The organism is Streptococcus oralis subsp. dentisani (assembly GCF_002096335.1).
Taxonomy (GTDB): domain Bacteria; phylum Bacillota; class Bacilli; order Lactobacillales; family Streptococcaceae; genus Streptococcus; species Streptococcus oralis_Z.
In genome coordinates, this window is sequence record NZ_NCUW01000028.1 from 98999 (window position 1) to 115834 (window position 16836).

A 16836-nucleotide genomic window follows, 5' to 3' on the forward strand; every position below is an offset into this window, starting at 1 on the left:
AGATCCATTTTAAGAATCTGCCTTTAAGCCTAGTTTAATCTTCAAATTTTTCATGATTCTTGTCATAAAAATCAATCAAACCTAGGGCTGTTTCAAATGAAATATTTTTCACTTTTGCACGACCTTGTGCCAAAGCAATAATTGACATTTCACGTGCATTTGTTTCCTTAGAGATACGGTAACCTGTGATTTTCTTATCACGAACCCAGCCAACAACTGATTCTACTTTTTCAAAGTTTGACTTAGCCATGTTCTTCTCCTATTTTATTCTTTACGATACTGACATATATCCATTCTTTTAGGATTATCCAAAAAACATCTACTTATTGAAAACAAATAATGAATTGTTATTACTTAGCTTTTAAAGCTGATAATATGCTTGTTCGTATATCTTCAACTCCATCAGGATTTGCTGGTAGGAAGATGGTGTTATTGCCCTTATTGTCGGCGAAATTATTCAAAGTATCCAAATACTGATTTGTTAATAGAATGGACATAATCTGGGCTTCCGTGAGTTCAACATTGGCTCCTTTTAATTCTTGAATAGAATCAGCAAGTCCGTCAACAATAGCCTTACGCTGTTCTGCAATCCCTACACCATGTAGGCGATCTTTTTCTGCCTCTGCCTCCGCCGCTGTCACGATTTTAATCTTATCTGCTTCTGCAAGTTCTTGCGCAGCGACTCTCTTACGTTGGGCAGCATTGATTTCATTCATTGATTGTTTAACTTCAGCGTCAGGCTCAACCTTCGTAATCAGTGTTTTTACAATGATGTAACCATATGTAGACATTTCTTCTGCTACTTGTTTTTGAACTTCTAATGCGATTTCATCTTTTTTCTCAAATAGTTCATCCAAGGTCAATTTCGGTACGGACGAACGCAAGGCATCCTCGATATAGGATTTGATTTGAGCTTCTGGTCTCATTAGTTTATAGTAAGCATCTGTGACGTTGTTCTCATTCACTCGATACTGAGTTGCCACATTCATGGTCACAAATACATTATCTTGTGTTTTTGTTTCCACGACAATCTCACTTTGCAAAAGGCGCAATTGCACTCTGGCCGCAATTCTATCAATTCCAAACGGTGCTCGTACATGAATACCACTATTACTCAACTTTTGGTATTTACCAAAACGCTCGATAATAGCGACAGACTGTTGCCTTACAACATATACAGAGCTGATAATAATCATTGATGCAATCAGCACTAGAAAAAATAGAACAAGTAAAACATGTAAAACCATGGGAATCCCCCCCTTTCGTCACCATCATTATAGCATCATTATATTCATTATGCAAATAATATGATAGCAAATTTATTTTAGACTAGCATATTATACAAAGTCTCATTCCCATTTAAATTAATATAAGACGGGTCAAACTTTTCCATCCGATGAATCAAACCGGCATAATCATGTTTATCAGCAAGAGCAATCCCAATCAAGACTGGCCCTGTTCCCTTGCTGGCCCGTTTGATATACTCAAAACGAGTGATGTCATCATTTGGCCCCAAAATGTCATTTACAAACTCTCGAAGAGCTCCTGGACGTTGTGGGAAGTTTACCACAAAGTAATGCTTAATGCCATCATAAATCAAGGCACGCTCTTCCATCTCTGGCATACGGTTAATATCATTATTCCCCCCAGAAATGATACAACAGATTGTTTTGCCTTTGATATAGTCCGATAGAACTTCCAAGGCTGCAACACTAGCAGCTCCAGCTGGTTCGGCGACAATCCCTTGCTTGGAATAAAGATCAATCAAGGTCTCAGAAATCAAACCCTCATCCACTCCGATAAGAGTTTCAACATTCTGACGTGTCGCTTCATAGGTCAACTGTCCAACTTTCTGTACAGCTATACCATCAGCAAACTTGTCAATTTCTTTGAGTTTAACTGGTCCCCCAGCCTCAAAAGCAGCCTTCATCGAACGGGCACCATTTGCTTCAACTCCGATTACTTCAATAGCGGGTTTTGTTTCTTTGATGTAAGTTGAAACCCCTGCAATCAGTCCGCCACCACCTACCGGTACTAGTACTGTATCAAAATCAATAGACTCTTTACGGGCTTCTTCAAGAATTTCATAGGCTACAGTCCCTTGTCCTGCCTGAACATGGGCATCATCAAAAGGATCGATAAAGGTTCTATTTTCTGAAACGGTGAATTCTTGGGCCGCCTTAGCCGAAGCGTCAAAAGTATCTCCGACCAACTTGATCGTCACATAGTCACCACCAAAGAAACGAACTTGGCCAATTTTTTGTTGGGGCGTTGTGATGGGCATAAAAATTGTCGCAGGAATCTTCATCTCCTTACAAGTGTAAGCGACACCTTGAGCGTGATTCCCTGCTGATGCACAGACCACACCACGTTCTCGTTCTTCTTTTGTCAACTGTGAAATGGCATAATAAGCTCCACGAATTTTAAAAGAACGAACTCGTTGCGCATTCTCCTTTTTGAGATAAATTTTTGCTTGGTATTTTTCTGATAAGTAATGATCATATTCTAGTGGTGTATTCACCACTACACCACTTAAAACTTTGTGGGCTTTCACCACATCTTTTGCACTTAGCATATCTCCTCCTCAAATACTTTACAAGATAAAAAGCGAGTTAGGTACCCCCCAACTCGCCTTCTGTTTTTATTTTCAAGAATTAGTTGTAGATTTTGAAAGCATCGTCATCGTTTTTACCAACGAATGGCATTGCTTTACGTAATTCCGCACCAACTTTTTCAATTTCAAGATTAGCTGCTTGTTCACGGTAAGCAGTAAGTTTTGGACGACCAGCCTTGTAGTCATTTACAAAGTCATTTGCAAATTTACCATTTTGGATGTCTGCCAAAACAGCTTTCATGTTTTCTTTAACTTGCTCAGTAATCACACGTGGACCTGATACATAGTCACCGTATTCAGCAGTGTTTGAAATAGATTGACGCATTTTCTTGAATCCACCTTCATAGATCAAGTCAACGATCAATTTCATTTCATGAAGAACTTCAAAGTAAGCCAATTCTGGGGCATAGCCTGCTTCTGTCAAGACTTCAAAACCTGCTTCGATAAGGGCAGTCAAACCACCACAAAGTACGGCTTGTTCACCAAACAAATCTTCTTCAGTTTCTTCTTTGTAAGTTGTTTCAAGCAAACCAACACGAGCTGCTCCAACACCTTTACACCAATCCATGGCAATGTTTTTCGCATTTCCTGTAGCATCTTGGTAAACTGCATAAAGAGCTGGAACACCAAATCCTTCTTCGTAAGTACGACGTACCAAGTGTCCTGGTCCCTTAGGAGCACACATGAAGACATCTACATCAGCAGGAACTTTGATAAATTCAAAGTGGATGTTGAAACCATGAGCAAATCCAACTGCATTTCCAGCTTCCAAGTTTGGAGCGATTTCTGCCTCGTACAATTCTTGTTGGATTTCGTCTGGAGCCAAGATCATGATCACATCAGCCAATTTAGTCGCTTCTGCTACTGTGTATGTGTCAAAACCATCTTCTTTTGCTTTGTCAAAAGACTTACCAGGACGTACACCAATGATGACATCACGACCTGAGTCACGCAAGTTTTGCGCATGCGCATGTCCTTGTGAACCATAACCGATAACGGCGATTTTTTTACCGTCAAGCGCTGCTACTTTAACATCTTTTTCGTATTCCATTTGTACTGCCATAGTTTTTCTCTCTTTTCTATTATTTATTGCCTTTTAGGCTGGTTTAACAAATTTAAACTGGATTTTATAATCACTGAAAATCAAGGAGCATTAGTCGCGGGTAAATCCGGTTGCACCCGTACGAGCGATATTTTTAATACCGTATGGTCGAATCACTCGCAATAATGCTTCACTCTTTTCAGCATTTCCAGTCATCTGAATAGTGATCGAACTTGGAGCCACATCTACTACCGTTGCACGGAAAGGTTGGATAATGGCCAAGATTTCTGCACGCTTTTCAGCAGGAGCAGATACCTTCACCAAGATAACTTCTCTTTCCAAGTGTGGCTTATCTGTAATATCCCGAATGCGAATCACATCGATCTGACGGTTGAGTTGCTTGATAATTTGCTCGACCTCATCATGAGAAGCCACATCAATGATGATGGTAATCCGTGAAACGTTTGGATCCTCTGTTGCACCGACCGAGATACTCTCAATATTGACCTGACGGCGAGAAAGGACACCCGTAAAACGATTGAGTACTCCTGAGCGGTTTTGTAGTCTTGCTGTTAACATTCTACGCATGGAACTTCACCCCCAACATCTCATGATTACTCTTACCAGCTGGTACCATTGGTAAAACCTGTTCCTTACGAGAAATATCCACCTCGATAAACATCGGCACATCCTTCAGAATAACCTCTAGATCCTTCTCTATCGTCTCTGGATTATCAAATTTATAGTTTTTGATGCCGTAGGCCTGTGCCATCAGCTGGAAGTCAGGAAGGGTATCAAAGACCGACTCAGATGTTCTACCTTCATAGAAGGATTCCTGCCACTGACGAACCATTCCTAGTGAGTGGTTATTCAACATCACGACCTTAATGGGCACCTTGTAGATATTTAGGATGGCTAGTTCTTGGTTGGTCATTTGGAAGCCACCATCACCGACAAAAAGAACTACTTCTTTTTCTGGATTGGCAATCTTAGCTCCGATAGCTGCAGGAACTCCAAATCCCATGGTACCCAAACCACCAGATGTGACTAATTGACGTTCATTCTGATATGGGTAATACTGGGCTGTCCACATTTGGTGTTGCCCTACGTCCGTGACAACAATGGCATCTCCATTCGTCAACTCACCGATGCGTTCAATGACTGCCTGCGGTTGAACCACACGTTCTTTCTTATCATAAGAACGAACACGGTTCTTGTCCTTGGTGACTTTGTCAATCCACTTTTCAGTATTGTTATGAACAGTTGGTTCTGCTAGTAGCATCTGCAAGGCTTTCTTTGCATCCCCAACCACTGGAATGTCTGCACTGATAATCTTACCAATCTCTGCTGGATCAATATCGATATGAGCAACCTTGGCATTTTTAGCAAAGGTCTTAGGATTTCCAGTCAGGCGGTCATCGAAACGGCAACCAATACTAATCATAAAGTCTGCCTCGGTCATGGCAATATTAGCTGCGAAAGAACCATGCATGCCTCCCATTCCGAGGAAGAGTGGATGGCTAGTTGCAATTGTACCTTGTCCCAAAAGACTGGTAACGACTGGAATTTGATAGCGTTCAGCAAATTCATTTAATTCTGCAGCTGCTTCAGCATAACTAATCCCACCACCTGCCAACAAAACAGGTTTCTTAGCCTTAGACAATTGTTTCAAGATTTTCTTGATTTGCATGTCGTTCGGTTCTATCGTCGGTTGATAACTCGGTAAATTTACTTCTGGTGAATAGATGAAGTCTGTCTCTAAGGCAGATACATCCTTAGGCAAGTCAATTACAACTGGACCTGGACGACCTGTGGTCGCGATATGGACAGCTTCCGTAATGATACGAGGAATGTCAGCTGTCTCACGAACTTGGTAATTGTACTTGGTAATGGGCATAGTAATACCGACAATATCCGCCTCCTGAAAGGCATCCTTCCCAATTCCCGTTCGAGCGACTTGTCCGGTAAAGACCAAAAGGGGAACGCTATCGCTCATGGCATCCGCAATCCCTGTAATAGCATTTGTTGCTCCTGGCCCACTTGTGACGACTGCGACACCCAACTTTCCAGTTGATTTGGCATAACCTTCAGCTTCGTGCAAACAGCCTTGCTCATGACGACCCAAAATGTGACGAATACCTTTGAAATTATAAATCGCATCATATAAAGGCAAGACAGCCCCACCAGGATAACCAAATATGGTATCAATTCCTAAATCATGGAGGGTTTCCAAAACTAGGTCCGATCCCGTCTTAGGAGCGTCTAAACTGATTTTCTCCATTGTTCCCCTTTCTCTTCTCTTAAAAATAGCTTGTTACTATCATACCATTTTTTCAAATATTTTCAAGGCAAAAGTATCAATTTTCTGAATTTTCTATCTAAGAGTGTATTTATGAATGTTTTTATAATTTTTATTAACAATTTAAACAAAATCGGATTCTTTATTAACTTTCATTTATTAACTTTCTCTATTTTCTTAGTAAATAGACTTTCTAAAATCCTTACTAGATTTCTTTCATTTTGCAAATATAGACATACAAGATGCTTGAGAAAGGCATAAAAAAGGAAGCCACCAAGTGACTTCCTTCTAGAGCGAGGACTGATTAGTCTTCACCTTTGTTTTTCTTAATGATTTCTTCTTGTACTGACTTAGGTACATCTTCGTAGTGGTCAAATACCATCATGAAGGTACCACGTCCTTGTGATGCTGAACGAAGAACTGTTGCGTAACCGAACATTTCAGCAAGTGGAACGTAAGCACGAACGATTTGGCTGTTACCGTGAGCTTCCATACCATCTACACGTCCACGACGAGCAGTTACGTGACCCATAACATCACCAAGGTTTTCTTCAGGAACAGTAATGGTTACAAGCATCATTGGCTCAAGGATAGCTGGTTGTGCTGATTTAGCAGCTTCTTTAAGGGCAAGTGAAGCCGCGATCTTGAAGGCAGTTTCAGATGAGTCGACATCGTGGTATGAACCATCGTAAAGTTTAGCTTTAACGTCAACCATTGGATAACCTGCAAGAACACCGTTAGCCATAGATTCTACCAAACCTTTTTCAACCGCTGGGATAAATTCACGAGGAACCACACCACCGACGATTGCGTTTTCGAATTCGAATCCTTTTCCTTCTTCGTTTGGAGTAAATTCAATCCAAACATCACCGAATTGACCTTTACCACCAGACTGACGTTTGAAGAATCCACGTGCTTGAGTAGAAGCGCGGAATGTTTCACGGTAAGATACTTGAGGAGCACCTACGTTTGCTTCCACTTTGAACTCACGACGCATACGGTCAACAAGGACGTCAAGGTGAAGTTCACCCATACCTGAGATAACTGTTTCACCAGTTTCAACGTTTGTTTCAACGCGGAATGTTGGATCTTCTTCAGCCAATTTTTGAAGGGCGATACCCATCTTATCTTGGTCAGCTTTAGATTTTGGCTCAACCATCAACTGGATAACTGGTTCTGGAACGTGGATTGACTCAAGGATGATTTTAGCTTTTTCATCTGTCAATGAATCACCAGTAGTTGTATCCTTCAAACCAATAGCAGCTGCAATATCACCAGCATAAACGGTTTCGATTTCTTGACGACTATTGGCATGCAATTGCACAAGACGTCCGATACGTTCACGTTTACCTTTAGAAGTGTTCATTACGTAAGAACCTGATTGAAGAACACCTGAGTATACACGGAAGAATGTCAAACGACCTACAAATGGGTCTGTTGCAATCTTGAAAGCAAGAGCTGCGAATGGCTCTTCGTCAGATGCTGGACGAGTTTCTTCTTCGTCTGTATCTGGGTTGATACCTTTGATTGCTGGGATGTCAAGTGGGCTTGGAAGGTAATCGATAACCGCATCAAGCATCAATTGAACACCCTTGTTCTTGAAGGCAGAACCACACAATACTGGGAAGAATTCAACGTTGATAGTTGCTTTACGGATAGCAACTTTCAATTCTTCGTTAGTGATTTCTTCACCTTCAAGGTATTTCATCATCAAGTCTTCATCAGTTTCAGCAACTGCTTCAACCAATTTTTCACGGTATTCTTGAGCTTGGTCAAGGTATTCAGCTGGAATATCTTCTTCAAGGATATCAGTACCAAGGTCGTTAGTATAGATTTCAGCTTTCATCTTGATCAAGTCGATGATACCGCGGAAGTCATCTTCAGCACCGATTGGCAATTGGATTGGGTGTGCGTTTGCTTGAAGACGGTCGTGAAGAGTGCTTACTGAGTAAAGGAAGTCAGCACCGATTTTGTCCATTTTGTTGGCAAATACGATACGTGGAACTCCATACTCAGTTGCTTGACGCCAAACTGTTTCAGTTTGAGGCTCAACACCTGATTGTGAGTCAAGAACAGTAACCGCACCGTCCAATACACGAAGAGAACGTTGTACTTCGATTGTGAAGTCCACGTGTCCTGGTGTGTCGATGATGTTTACGCGGTGGTTGTTCCATTGAGCTGTTGTCGCAGCAGATGTGATAGTGATACCACGTTCTTGCTCTTGCTCCATCCAGTCCATTTGTGACGCACCTTCGTGAGTTTCACCGATTTTGTGGATTTTACCAGTGTAGTAAAGAATACGCTCAGTAGTTGTTGTTTTACCGGCATCAACGTGAGCCATGATACCGATATTACGAGTTTTTTCAAGTGAAAATTCGCGTGCCATGAGGTTAGTTTCTCCTATTTTTTATTTTACAATCTATTATAACATTATTTAGAAAAAACGGATAGGCAGGACCTACCCGTTCTCAATGTTTATCTTGTTTTTGTTGGTTTCAACTTACGAGATGGTAAGTTAAATTGAACTCGGGCTAAAAGCTTAAGTTAGCTAAGTTGAACTCAAGCTAAAAGTCTGGAGAAAAAGATGAATCTCATTGGTTGCAATCGCAACCTACTTCGATTCCCTATTTTCTCTTGGACTTTCTTAACGCTTTCGTATCCTATCTTACCAACGGAAGTGTGCGAAGGCACGGTTAGCTTCAGCCATACGGTGAGTGTCTTCACGTTTCTTAACTGCTGCACCAGTGTTGTTCGCAGCATCCAAGATTTCTTTTGCAAGACGATCTTGCATTGTGTGTTCACCACGAAGACGAGCGATTGTTACCAACCAACGAAGTCCAAGTGTTGTACGACGTTCTGGACGAACTTCAACTGGGACTTGGTAGTTAGATCCACCAACACGACGTGCACGTACTTCAAGTACAGGCATGATGTTTTCCATAGCTGTTTCAAATACTTCAAGTGCATCGTTGCCAGTAGCTTCTTTGATTTGCTCAAAAGCACCGTAAACGATTGAAGCAGCTGTACCACGTTTACCATCAAGCATAACGCGGTTGATAAGACGAGTAACTAGTTGTGAATTGTAAAGCGGATCTGGCAATACGTCACGTTTTGGAGCTCTATTTTTACGACTCATTTCTCTTTATCCCCTTTCCTTATGCTTTTGGACGTTTAGTACCGTATTTAGAACGGCCTTGTTTACGATCGTTAACACCTGCAGTATCAAGTGCACCACGGACGATATGGTAACGTACCCCTGGAAGGTCTTTTACACGTCCACCACGAAGAAGCACCACGCTGTGCTCTTGCAAGTTGTGTCCGATACCTGGGATGTAGGCAGTAACTTCGATAAGGTTGCTCAAACGTACACGAGCGAATTTACGAAGGGCAGAGTTAGGTTTTTTAGGTGTCATTGTTCCAACACGAGTCGCAACACCACGTTTTTGTGGTGAAGAAACGTTTGTTTGAACTTTTTTATGACTGTTGTAACCAACGTTCAAAGCTGGTGATTTAGATTTTTCTACTTTTGATTTACGCGGTTTGCGAACCAATTGGTTAATTGTAGGCATCTACATTCTCCTGTGTTTTTTTATTTTTGGTGATGATACACTTGGTGACAGCTACCATCTGTGTGTACTTTTGCAACATTTGTCAGCACGTCCCTGTACACTTTTGAGAGACCAAAAGTAAAAAGTACCGTCTATTATTGTAACACATTTTTTCCTTCATTGTCAAGATATTTTTCGTTTTTATTCTGATCTTTTATCTCTTTGACACTAGCTCTAACCGCTTTTTTAAACAAAGAAAAGGAGGCAATTTTGCCTCCTAAATTCTATGGATTTCCTTCGATTCAAGTTATCGTTTCGGAATTTTTTAACTCTTCTTATCAAAGCCAACCAGATTCTTTTGCGACATTGGCTGCCTCTGTTCGATTACCAGCATCTAGTTTCGAAAGAATATTGGTGACATAGTTTCGGACGGTTCCATTTGATAGATAGAGTTGGTCTGCGATTTCTTGATTAGATAAGCCCTGAGCGATTCCCTTTAAAACAGCGATTTCTTGCTCTGTTAACGGATTGGGATGCGTCATCACCACTTCCATCAATTCAGGGGAATATTCCTTGCGCCCTTCGAGAACAGTGTGCAAGGTTTGCATGAGGTCTGCAATGCTTCTTTCTTTTAAGACATAAGCATCCACTCCAGCCTTGATCGCTCGTTCAAAATAGCCTGGGCGCTTGAAGGTTGTCACCACAACTACCTTTGTTTCTAACTTTTCTGCTCGTATCCACTCCAAGACTTCGAGACCTGTCTTAACAGGCATCTCTACATCAAGAATGGCGATATCTACAGACTCTTTTTCTAAAAGTTGGATTGCTTCTTGCCCATTCTTGGCTTGTAGGACAGACTCTACATCTGGTTGAAAGGTAAGCAACTGGCACATAGCATCTCGCAACATACTTTGATCTTCTGCAACAAGTAGTTTCATCTTAGTTTCTCTCCTTATAAGGTAGTCGAACCTGCACTTCAGTCGGCTGTTTCTGACTGATTACCTTTACTTCTCCTGAAAAAGGAAGGACACGGTCTCGAACGGTATGGAGCTCATCTCCTTTTAGAGAAGCAAAGCCACAGCCATCATCTCTTACTGTTAAAATGAGTTCTTTCTCTGTTCGTTCTAATTTTAAGTAGGCTTTCGACGCTTTGGCATGTTTGATGATGTTGGTCACTAACTCAAGTAAAATCATGGAGGCCGTTGATTCTAATTCCTGAGTTAGGCTAGCAGTATCTAGTTGGTGATTGATTTCCGTTTCAATTCCTGCAATTTCCAGCATTTTTTTAACAGTCACAAACTCGGAAGCAAGTGTTCTGGTTTTGAGATTTTCAATGATGGTACGAACTTCATTCATAGATTCTTTACTGATCTGATGAATTTCTTTTAATTCTTTTTCCACTTGAGGATAGGCCTGCATTTGAAGAAGTTGGAGGGCAAGATCCGTCTTCACACTCAGCATGGCGAAGGTATGGCCTAGACTGTCATGGAGATCCTGGCCGATACGACTGCGTTCATTTTCAGCCAAGAAAAGATTGAGCTTAGCATTTTGCTTTCTCTTTTCTTCTTTTATTTCCTCTGATACTCGAATTCGGTAGAGACCAAAGGTAAAAGCATCAGAAAAGACAAAGGTCAGCAAGAAAAAGAGCAGTTGCCAGGGACTAACATGATTGACCATATAAATCCCGGTTAAAATCAATGGCTGCAAGACAACAAAACTGACAAAACGCCAAGAGTGAAGAGAAATCTCATCCAGCTCATAAATGAGGAGATTAGATAAATAAAAGATAAACCATGTGAAACCCGAATTCAGCCAAACCGATGTATAAAAAATGTAGGCAATCATGACCCACCAAGCCAGCCACTGCACAGTACGGTTTTGACTTAATAAAATCGAATAAAAGGCTAAGACAAATAATAATGTCCAGAACAAGGTTAAAAGCGGGTACTCTCCACTGATGACACCCGCTATAGGAAAGATGATAAACACTAATGAAATATGAAACATATAATGAGTGTTTTTTAATTTTTCCAACATAGATTTATTTTACCTCGATCCGTTTTTTCAGCTGGATTACCAGTACACCAAAGAAAACTGTATAACCTAGTACAACCAAGGTGGCAAGAATGTTAAACTCGTGGTGTTCCATATAAGTAGAGACGACCTGCATCAGTTGATAGGTTGGAGTCAGTTTTCCAATGGATTGGAGCCATTCTGGGAAGGAACTCAAAGGGAACCAGAGTCCACCTAGGACAGCCAAAGCAATATAGGCAATATTTCCAATAACCGTCATCAATTGAGCACTGGGAAGCAAGCTCACCAAGACACCCATGCTGATAAAGACCACGCTTCCGACCAGCAAAATAACTCCAATCACCAACCAATCAAGCCAAGGCAGAGTCACTCCACGGACAAAATGACCAACCGAAAAGACAACTATAATTGATAACAAGAAAGTCAGCAGAGTACTGAACAGTTTTGATACATAATATTCTACCATAGATACTGGAGAATGTTGAATCAATTTTTGCCAGTTGTTTGTCTTATCAGACTCGAGTGTGCTAGGGATACTGAAAAAGGCGCTTGACATGATACTAAAGAGCGTCATGGCAAAAAGATAGGCTTGAAGAGCAATTTCTGGAATGTCTGACCCTGACATCATACCAGAGAAAATAAGGTAAAACACACTTGGAAGTCCGATGGATAGCAAGTAGTAGACTGCTTGCCGTTTCATCAGAATGATTTCCACTTTCATGAGACTTGTCATATTTTTCATCGTCAATCTCCTTTAGTCTTGAGTCGTTTCGAAAATACTGTCTAAGAGAGTTCGATTGCGAACTTCAATTTCTTCGATCGTGCAGCCCTGTTCTTGCAAGGCTTCCCATACTTGGCTGGCTTCTTTGGTTGTGAAGGAAAGAGCATTTTGCTTGATTTCAAGCTCTTGAACCATAGTCAAGGTACTGACAAAATCTTGATAAGTTAGAGGTACGGTAAAGTGTTTTTCTTGTTCTTCACCACGCATGGCATAAGGTGTCGTATCACGAATCAATTCACCCTTGTGGAGGACTAAGATGCGATCAGCCGTATGCTCCACCTCTTCGATATAGTGAGAAGAATAGACAATGGTCACACCATTTTTCTTCAAGTGATCGACAATCTCCCAAAAATGCTGACGTGTCGAGGTATCCATGGCAGCAGTTGGCTCGTCTAAAAATAGAATTTTCGGACGACCGATTAAAGTCAACACGAAAGAGAACAAACGTTTTTGCCCACCAGACAACTTGCCCGCTAGCTGATTTTTCTGCTTGTCTGAGAATCTCAGCAAGTCATCAATTTCTTTGTCTGAAAGACTGTCGGGATAAAGTGACTTGAAAAATGATAGAAGTTCTTTCACTTTCAAGCTTTGGACAACTGCATTTTCTTGGGGTAAGACAGAAATAAGCTGCTTTAATCGAGGATCTGTTGGTGCAAAGCCTTGAATGGCTATCTGACCTGAGCTCACGAACTTGTCGCCCAAGAGGCAATCAATCAAGGTTGTTTTTCCTGCTCCGTTAGGCCCGATCAAGGCGACACATTCACCATCGTTGATTTCAAAAGAGATGTTCCGCAAGATCTCCTTGTCTTTTATTTTCTTACTCAATTTCTCAACTTTAATCACAGTCATGAGATTCTCCTTTCAACCACTTCATTCCCATAGGGAAAACGACAAAAATCATAAATCCAAACCCCCAAGCACCACGAATGAATTGGCGAAGCAAGGTTTGGTCAAACCAACCAGTAAACATTTCCACTAACCATACCAAGAGTGACAGGCCGATAAAGAAATAGATGATTGCTTTTTTCATTCCTCAAACTCCTTTTTCACATCTCTGACCAATTTCAAACCTTCTCTGACAAGCCAAGACATCATTCCAAAGCCAGCAAAGAGCTCCCAAGGAAAATGATAGAAACCCTCGTCCAATCCTGAAAACATGAGATAGGTCATAACTCCTGCTGCTACTAAACTCACTGCGACAATCATTTTATTTTTCATTTCTTCTTCCTCCATTTCATACTTCAATTATAGTCTTTTGAATTTGGCGGAGCTAGATGCTTCTGTCACTAGGAAATATGACAAATGTCATAAAAAAAGAAAGTTGCAAAATCAACTTTCTTTTTAATCGATTAAATTTTTATTCCACACTGAAAAGATATGGATATACAGGTTGTTGACCTTGGTGAATCTCTACTTCAACATCTTCAAATTCTTCTGCGATTTCTTGGGCAATTTCATTGGCAAGTTCTTCGCTTCCATCTTCACCGACATAGAAAGTCACGATTTCACTATCTTCGTCCAACATATGTTTCAAGGTTTCTGTCAAGGTTTGATGCATGTCGGGATTTGACACGAGGATTTTTCCATCTACCATACCAAGATTGTCATTTTCATGAATTTCCAAGCCATCGATAGTTGTATCACGAACGGCTGTTGTTACACTACCGCTGATGACATCACTGAGGGCTGCAGTCATGCGTTCTTTGTTTTCTTCGATTGATTTGCTTAGATCAAAGGCAAGCAGGCTTGTCAACCCTTGAGGAATTGTACGTGCTTCTACCACAACAGCTGGTTGTTCAAGCACTTCAGCTGCTGACTGAGCTGCCATAAAGATATTTTTATTGTTTGGCAAGAAAATGATGTTGCGAGCATTGACCTGTTCAACAGCCTTGATAAAGTCCTCTGTTGAAGGGTTCATCGTCTGACCGCCTTCGATGACATAATCCACACCTTGGGCACGGAAGATATCTGCCAATCCTTGACCAGCTACTACTGCGATAAGGGCATACTCCTTCTCTTCAGCTGGCTTGCTGACTTGTGCTGCTTCTTTTTCAACTTGTGCTTCGTGTTGGTTGCGCATGTTGTCCACTTTAACCTTGACCAAGCTACCATATTTAAGTCCTTCTTGCATGACAAGACCTGGATCTTCTGTATGGACGTGAACTTTGACAATCTCATCATCGTTGACAACAAGGAGCGAGTCCCCAAGTTCATTCAAGTAGTTACGGAATTCATCATAGTCAAAGTCCTTAGAATAAGTTGGTCCTTGTTTGAGAGCAACCATGATCTCCGTACAGTAACCGAAGGTAATATCTTCTGTTGCCACATGTCCAGCAACTGACTTGTGGTGTTCAGCATTGATCATTTCACTCATGTTGGCAGGGGTCGCTACAAAGTCCTCAGAAGCGCTGTATTCACCAGTGAGTGCTGAAAGGAAACCTTCATAGATGAAGACCAAACCTTGACCACCAGAGTCCACGACACCAACCTCTTTCAAGACTGGGAGCATATCAGGAGTCTTAGCCAGAGCTCTCTTAGCACCTTCCAAGGCTGCACGCATGACCTCAACAGCATCATCTGTCTCCTCGGCTTTTTTCTTAGCCCCAATGGCCGCACCACGAGAAACTGTCAAAATAGTTCCCTCAACTGGTTTCATAACCGCCTTGTAGGCTACTTCGACACCAGATTGGAAAGCAAGAGCCAAGTCTTGACCTGTTAATTCGTCTTTTTCCTTAATAGCTTGGGAAAATCCACGGAAGAGCTGAGAAGTGATAACCCCTGAGTTTCCACGCGCACCCATCAAGAGTCCCTTAGCAAGAATGCTCGCCACTTCTCCAACTGTAGAAGCTGGCTTGTCTGCTACTTCTTTGGCACCATTCTCGATGGTCATTCCCATGTTTGTCCCAGTATCTCCATCTGGAACTGGAAAGACGTTTAATGAATTGACATATTCAGCTTGCTTATTCAAACGAGTTGATGCAGCCTGCACCATTTCTTGAAATAAGCTGGTAGTAATTTTTGACACGATTATTCTCCTACAACTTTGATATTTTGAATGTAGACATTCACAGTCTGAGCAGTGATTCCTAGTTGGTTTTCCAAACTAAAACGAACGCGCTCTTGGATGTTTTTTGAGACTTCACTAATCTTTGTTCCGTAGCTCAAGACGGTATAAACATCAACTGCAATGCTGCCATCTTCGGCTGCCTTCACGACTACACCTTTTGCATAATTTTCCTTGCCAAGAAGGGCTTGGAAATTATCTTTGAGGGTATTTTTGCTAGCCATACCGACCACACCAAAAATCTCAGTTGCTGCACCACCTACAACGGTTGCAATCACTTCATCTGTCAGCTCGATTTGACCATCTTTTGTATTAATTTTTACAGTCATTTTTTTTACCTCAACTAGTTGATACTCTATTTTATCATATTTCATTCCAAGTGTAAAAGCAGAATGCTGTATCGGCGGATATTTACTCTATTTTTCAAATGGTTTTATCTATCGAGCAAAAGAAAAAGACCTAAGCGGCCTTTTCATTTTTATTAAACGCGTTCAACTTTACCTGATTTCAAAGCACGAGCTGAAGCCCAAACTTTTTTAGGTTTACCATCGATAAGAACAGTAACTTTTTGAAGGTTTGGTTTTACGGCACGTTTTGTTTGGTTCATCGCGTGTGAACGGTTATTTCCAGATACAGTCTTACGACCTGTAAAGTAACATACTTTAGCCATTGTGTTTTCCTCCTATTAGATCTAATATAGCGGATGTGCTAGCACCACATACCGTACTATGTTATCACACTTTCTTGAATTTATCAAGAGAATTAAAATATTTTTTTATTTGACGTAAACAACTCCAAGTTTACCAAAAGCAACTTCCCCACGAATAATCAAAGTTTTGCTGGTTGGTGCTACAGGAGCATCTGCCTTAGCTGCACCAAAGGATGTTTCTACTTTCAAGTCTACACGCCAGTGTTGTGGGACATAGACTGTTGCATTTCCGAAGGCAACTTCAATATTTAAAGTCGCAAAATCACCTAACATCTCTGCATTGTCATAGTAGATTTTAGCATCTCCAAAAGCGACTTCCACTTGGTCATCTACGAGATCTTGATCTTGCTTATAGAAAGTTCCACTACCAAAAGCGACTTCCTTATCCGTGATGACTGTTCGTTCACCGTTGTACCACCATTTTTTGCCGTACCAAAACTTACTTGAGTGAGTGAGATAGCCGACACCTAGCACTGCTAAGATACTAGCCCAAAACAAAGACTGGTTTGGAATAGGAAAAATGTTATAAAAATGATTCGTAATCATTAAGGCTACTAGAGCGGTAAAAACTGCTGATGTCAGGTGACGACGAAGCAAAGCTTCAACTGATTGGTAAGCAAAAAAGGCAATACCAATCAAAGGCCATATTTTGCCATCCAAAGAAGGGATTCCAAAATTTCCTTGCAGCAAGATCCAAGCTGCCAATACTAACAAAACAATACCAAATGCTTTCTTTTTCATGTTT

19 protein-coding genes are annotated in these 16836 nt (G+C 41.1%); all 19 read right to left on the bottom strand.

Annotated features, from left to right (window positions below):
* Nucleotides 1-34 precede the first annotated feature (34 nt).
* On the bottom strand, nt 35-250 hold the full coding sequence (locus tag B7709_RS04145; protein ID WP_001130035.1) for a capsule biosynthesis transcriptional regulator: 216 nt from the start codon (nt 248-250) through the stop codon (nt 35-37).
* A gap of 100 nt (nt 251-350) precedes the next feature.
* Complete coding sequence (locus tag B7709_RS04150; protein WP_061454016.1) at nt 351-1247, bottom strand: SPFH domain-containing protein; 897 nt, start codon at nt 1245-1247, stop codon at nt 351-353.
* Between the two features lie 77 nt (nt 1248-1324).
* Entirely contained in the window at nt 1325-2575 is a 1251-nt protein-coding gene (gene ilvA / locus B7709_RS04155) for a threonine ammonia-lyase IlvA (protein ID WP_084971850.1), read from the bottom strand.
* 79 nt (nt 2576-2654) lie between these two features.
* Nucleotides 2655-3677, bottom strand: coding sequence for a ketol-acid reductoisomerase (gene ilvC / locus B7709_RS04160; protein WP_000290683.1), 1023 nt, complete (start codon nt 3675-3677; stop codon nt 2655-2657).
* 90 nt (nt 3678-3767) lie between these two features.
* Nucleotides 3768-4244, bottom strand: coding sequence for an acetolactate synthase small subunit (ilvN, locus tag B7709_RS04165; protein ID WP_084971851.1), 477 nt, complete (start codon nt 4242-4244; stop codon nt 3768-3770).
* The gene (locus tag B7709_RS04170; protein WP_084971852.1) at nt 4237-5937 is read right to left on the bottom strand and encodes an acetolactate synthase large subunit; all 1701 of its coding nucleotides are present in this window, start codon (nt 5935-5937) and stop codon (nt 4237-4239) included. The genes ilvN and B7709_RS04170 overlap by 8 nt, the downstream gene beginning before the upstream one ends.
* A 322-nt stretch (nt 5938-6259) precedes the next feature.
* Nucleotides 6260-8341 (bottom strand): elongation factor G, encoded by a 2082-nt coding sequence (gene fusA, locus B7709_RS04175; protein WP_084971853.1) that lies wholly within the window; start codon nt 8339-8341, stop codon nt 6260-6262.
* A gap of 279 nt (nt 8342-8620) precedes the next feature.
* Nucleotides 8621-9091 carry a 30S ribosomal protein S7 gene (gene rpsG / locus B7709_RS04180; RefSeq protein ID WP_000087873.1) on the bottom strand — a complete coding sequence of 157 codons (471 nt, stop codon included), beginning with the start codon at nt 9089-9091 and terminating at the stop codon, nt 8621-8623.
* A 19-nt stretch (nt 9092-9110) separates the two neighbouring features.
* Nucleotides 9111-9524, bottom strand: coding sequence for a 30S ribosomal protein S12 (rpsL, locus tag B7709_RS04185; protein WP_001142332.1), 414 nt, complete (start codon nt 9522-9524; stop codon nt 9111-9113).
* A 317-nt stretch (nt 9525-9841) separates the two neighbouring features.
* Nucleotides 9842-10441 (bottom strand): response regulator transcription factor, encoded by a 600-nt coding sequence (locus B7709_RS04195; protein ID WP_084971854.1) that lies wholly within the window; start codon nt 10439-10441, stop codon nt 9842-9844.
* 1 nt (nt 10442) lies between these two features.
* Nucleotides 10443-11540 (bottom strand): sensor histidine kinase, encoded by a 1098-nt coding sequence (locus tag B7709_RS04200; protein WP_000890465.1) that lies wholly within the window; start codon nt 11538-11540, stop codon nt 10443-10445.
* Nucleotides 11541-11544: 4 nt separating this feature from the next.
* On the bottom strand, nt 11545-12279 hold the full coding sequence (locus B7709_RS04205) for an ABC transporter permease (protein WP_000794222.1): 735 nt from the start codon (nt 12277-12279) through the stop codon (nt 11545-11547).
* A 12-nt stretch (nt 12280-12291) separates the two neighbouring features.
* Nucleotides 12292-13167 (bottom strand): ABC transporter ATP-binding protein, encoded by an 876-nt coding sequence (locus tag B7709_RS04210; RefSeq protein WP_000216049.1) that lies wholly within the window; start codon nt 13165-13167, stop codon nt 12292-12294.
* Nucleotides 13154-13348 carry a hypothetical protein gene (locus B7709_RS04215; protein WP_000709165.1) on the bottom strand — a complete coding sequence of 65 codons (195 nt, stop codon included), beginning with the start codon at nt 13346-13348 and terminating at the stop codon, nt 13154-13156. Before B7709_RS04215 ends, B7709_RS04210 begins: the two co-directional genes overlap by 14 nt.
* Entirely contained in the window at nt 13345-13551 is a 207-nt protein-coding gene (locus B7709_RS04220) for a hypothetical protein (protein ID WP_000390701.1), read from the bottom strand. The genes B7709_RS04215 and B7709_RS04220 overlap by 4 nt, the downstream gene beginning before the upstream one ends.
* 124 nt (nt 13552-13675) lie before the next feature.
* Entirely contained in the window at nt 13676-15343 is a 1668-nt protein-coding gene (locus B7709_RS04225) for a DAK2 domain-containing protein (RefSeq protein WP_000036686.1), read from the bottom strand.
* A 2-nt stretch (nt 15344-15345) separates the two neighbouring features.
* Nucleotides 15346-15711 carry an Asp23/Gls24 family envelope stress response protein gene (locus tag B7709_RS04230; RefSeq protein ID WP_000216441.1) on the bottom strand — a complete coding sequence of 122 codons (366 nt, stop codon included), beginning with the start codon at nt 15709-15711 and terminating at the stop codon, nt 15346-15348.
* 152 nt (nt 15712-15863) lie between these two features.
* Nucleotides 15864-16052, bottom strand: coding sequence for a 50S ribosomal protein L28 (gene rpmB, locus B7709_RS04235; RefSeq protein WP_001140948.1), 189 nt, complete (start codon nt 16050-16052; stop codon nt 15864-15866).
* Between the two features lie 105 nt (nt 16053-16157).
* Complete coding sequence (locus tag B7709_RS04240; protein WP_084971855.1) at nt 16158-16832, bottom strand: LiaF transmembrane domain-containing protein; 675 nt, start codon at nt 16830-16832, stop codon at nt 16158-16160.
* Nucleotides 16833-16836 lie beyond the last annotated feature (4 nt).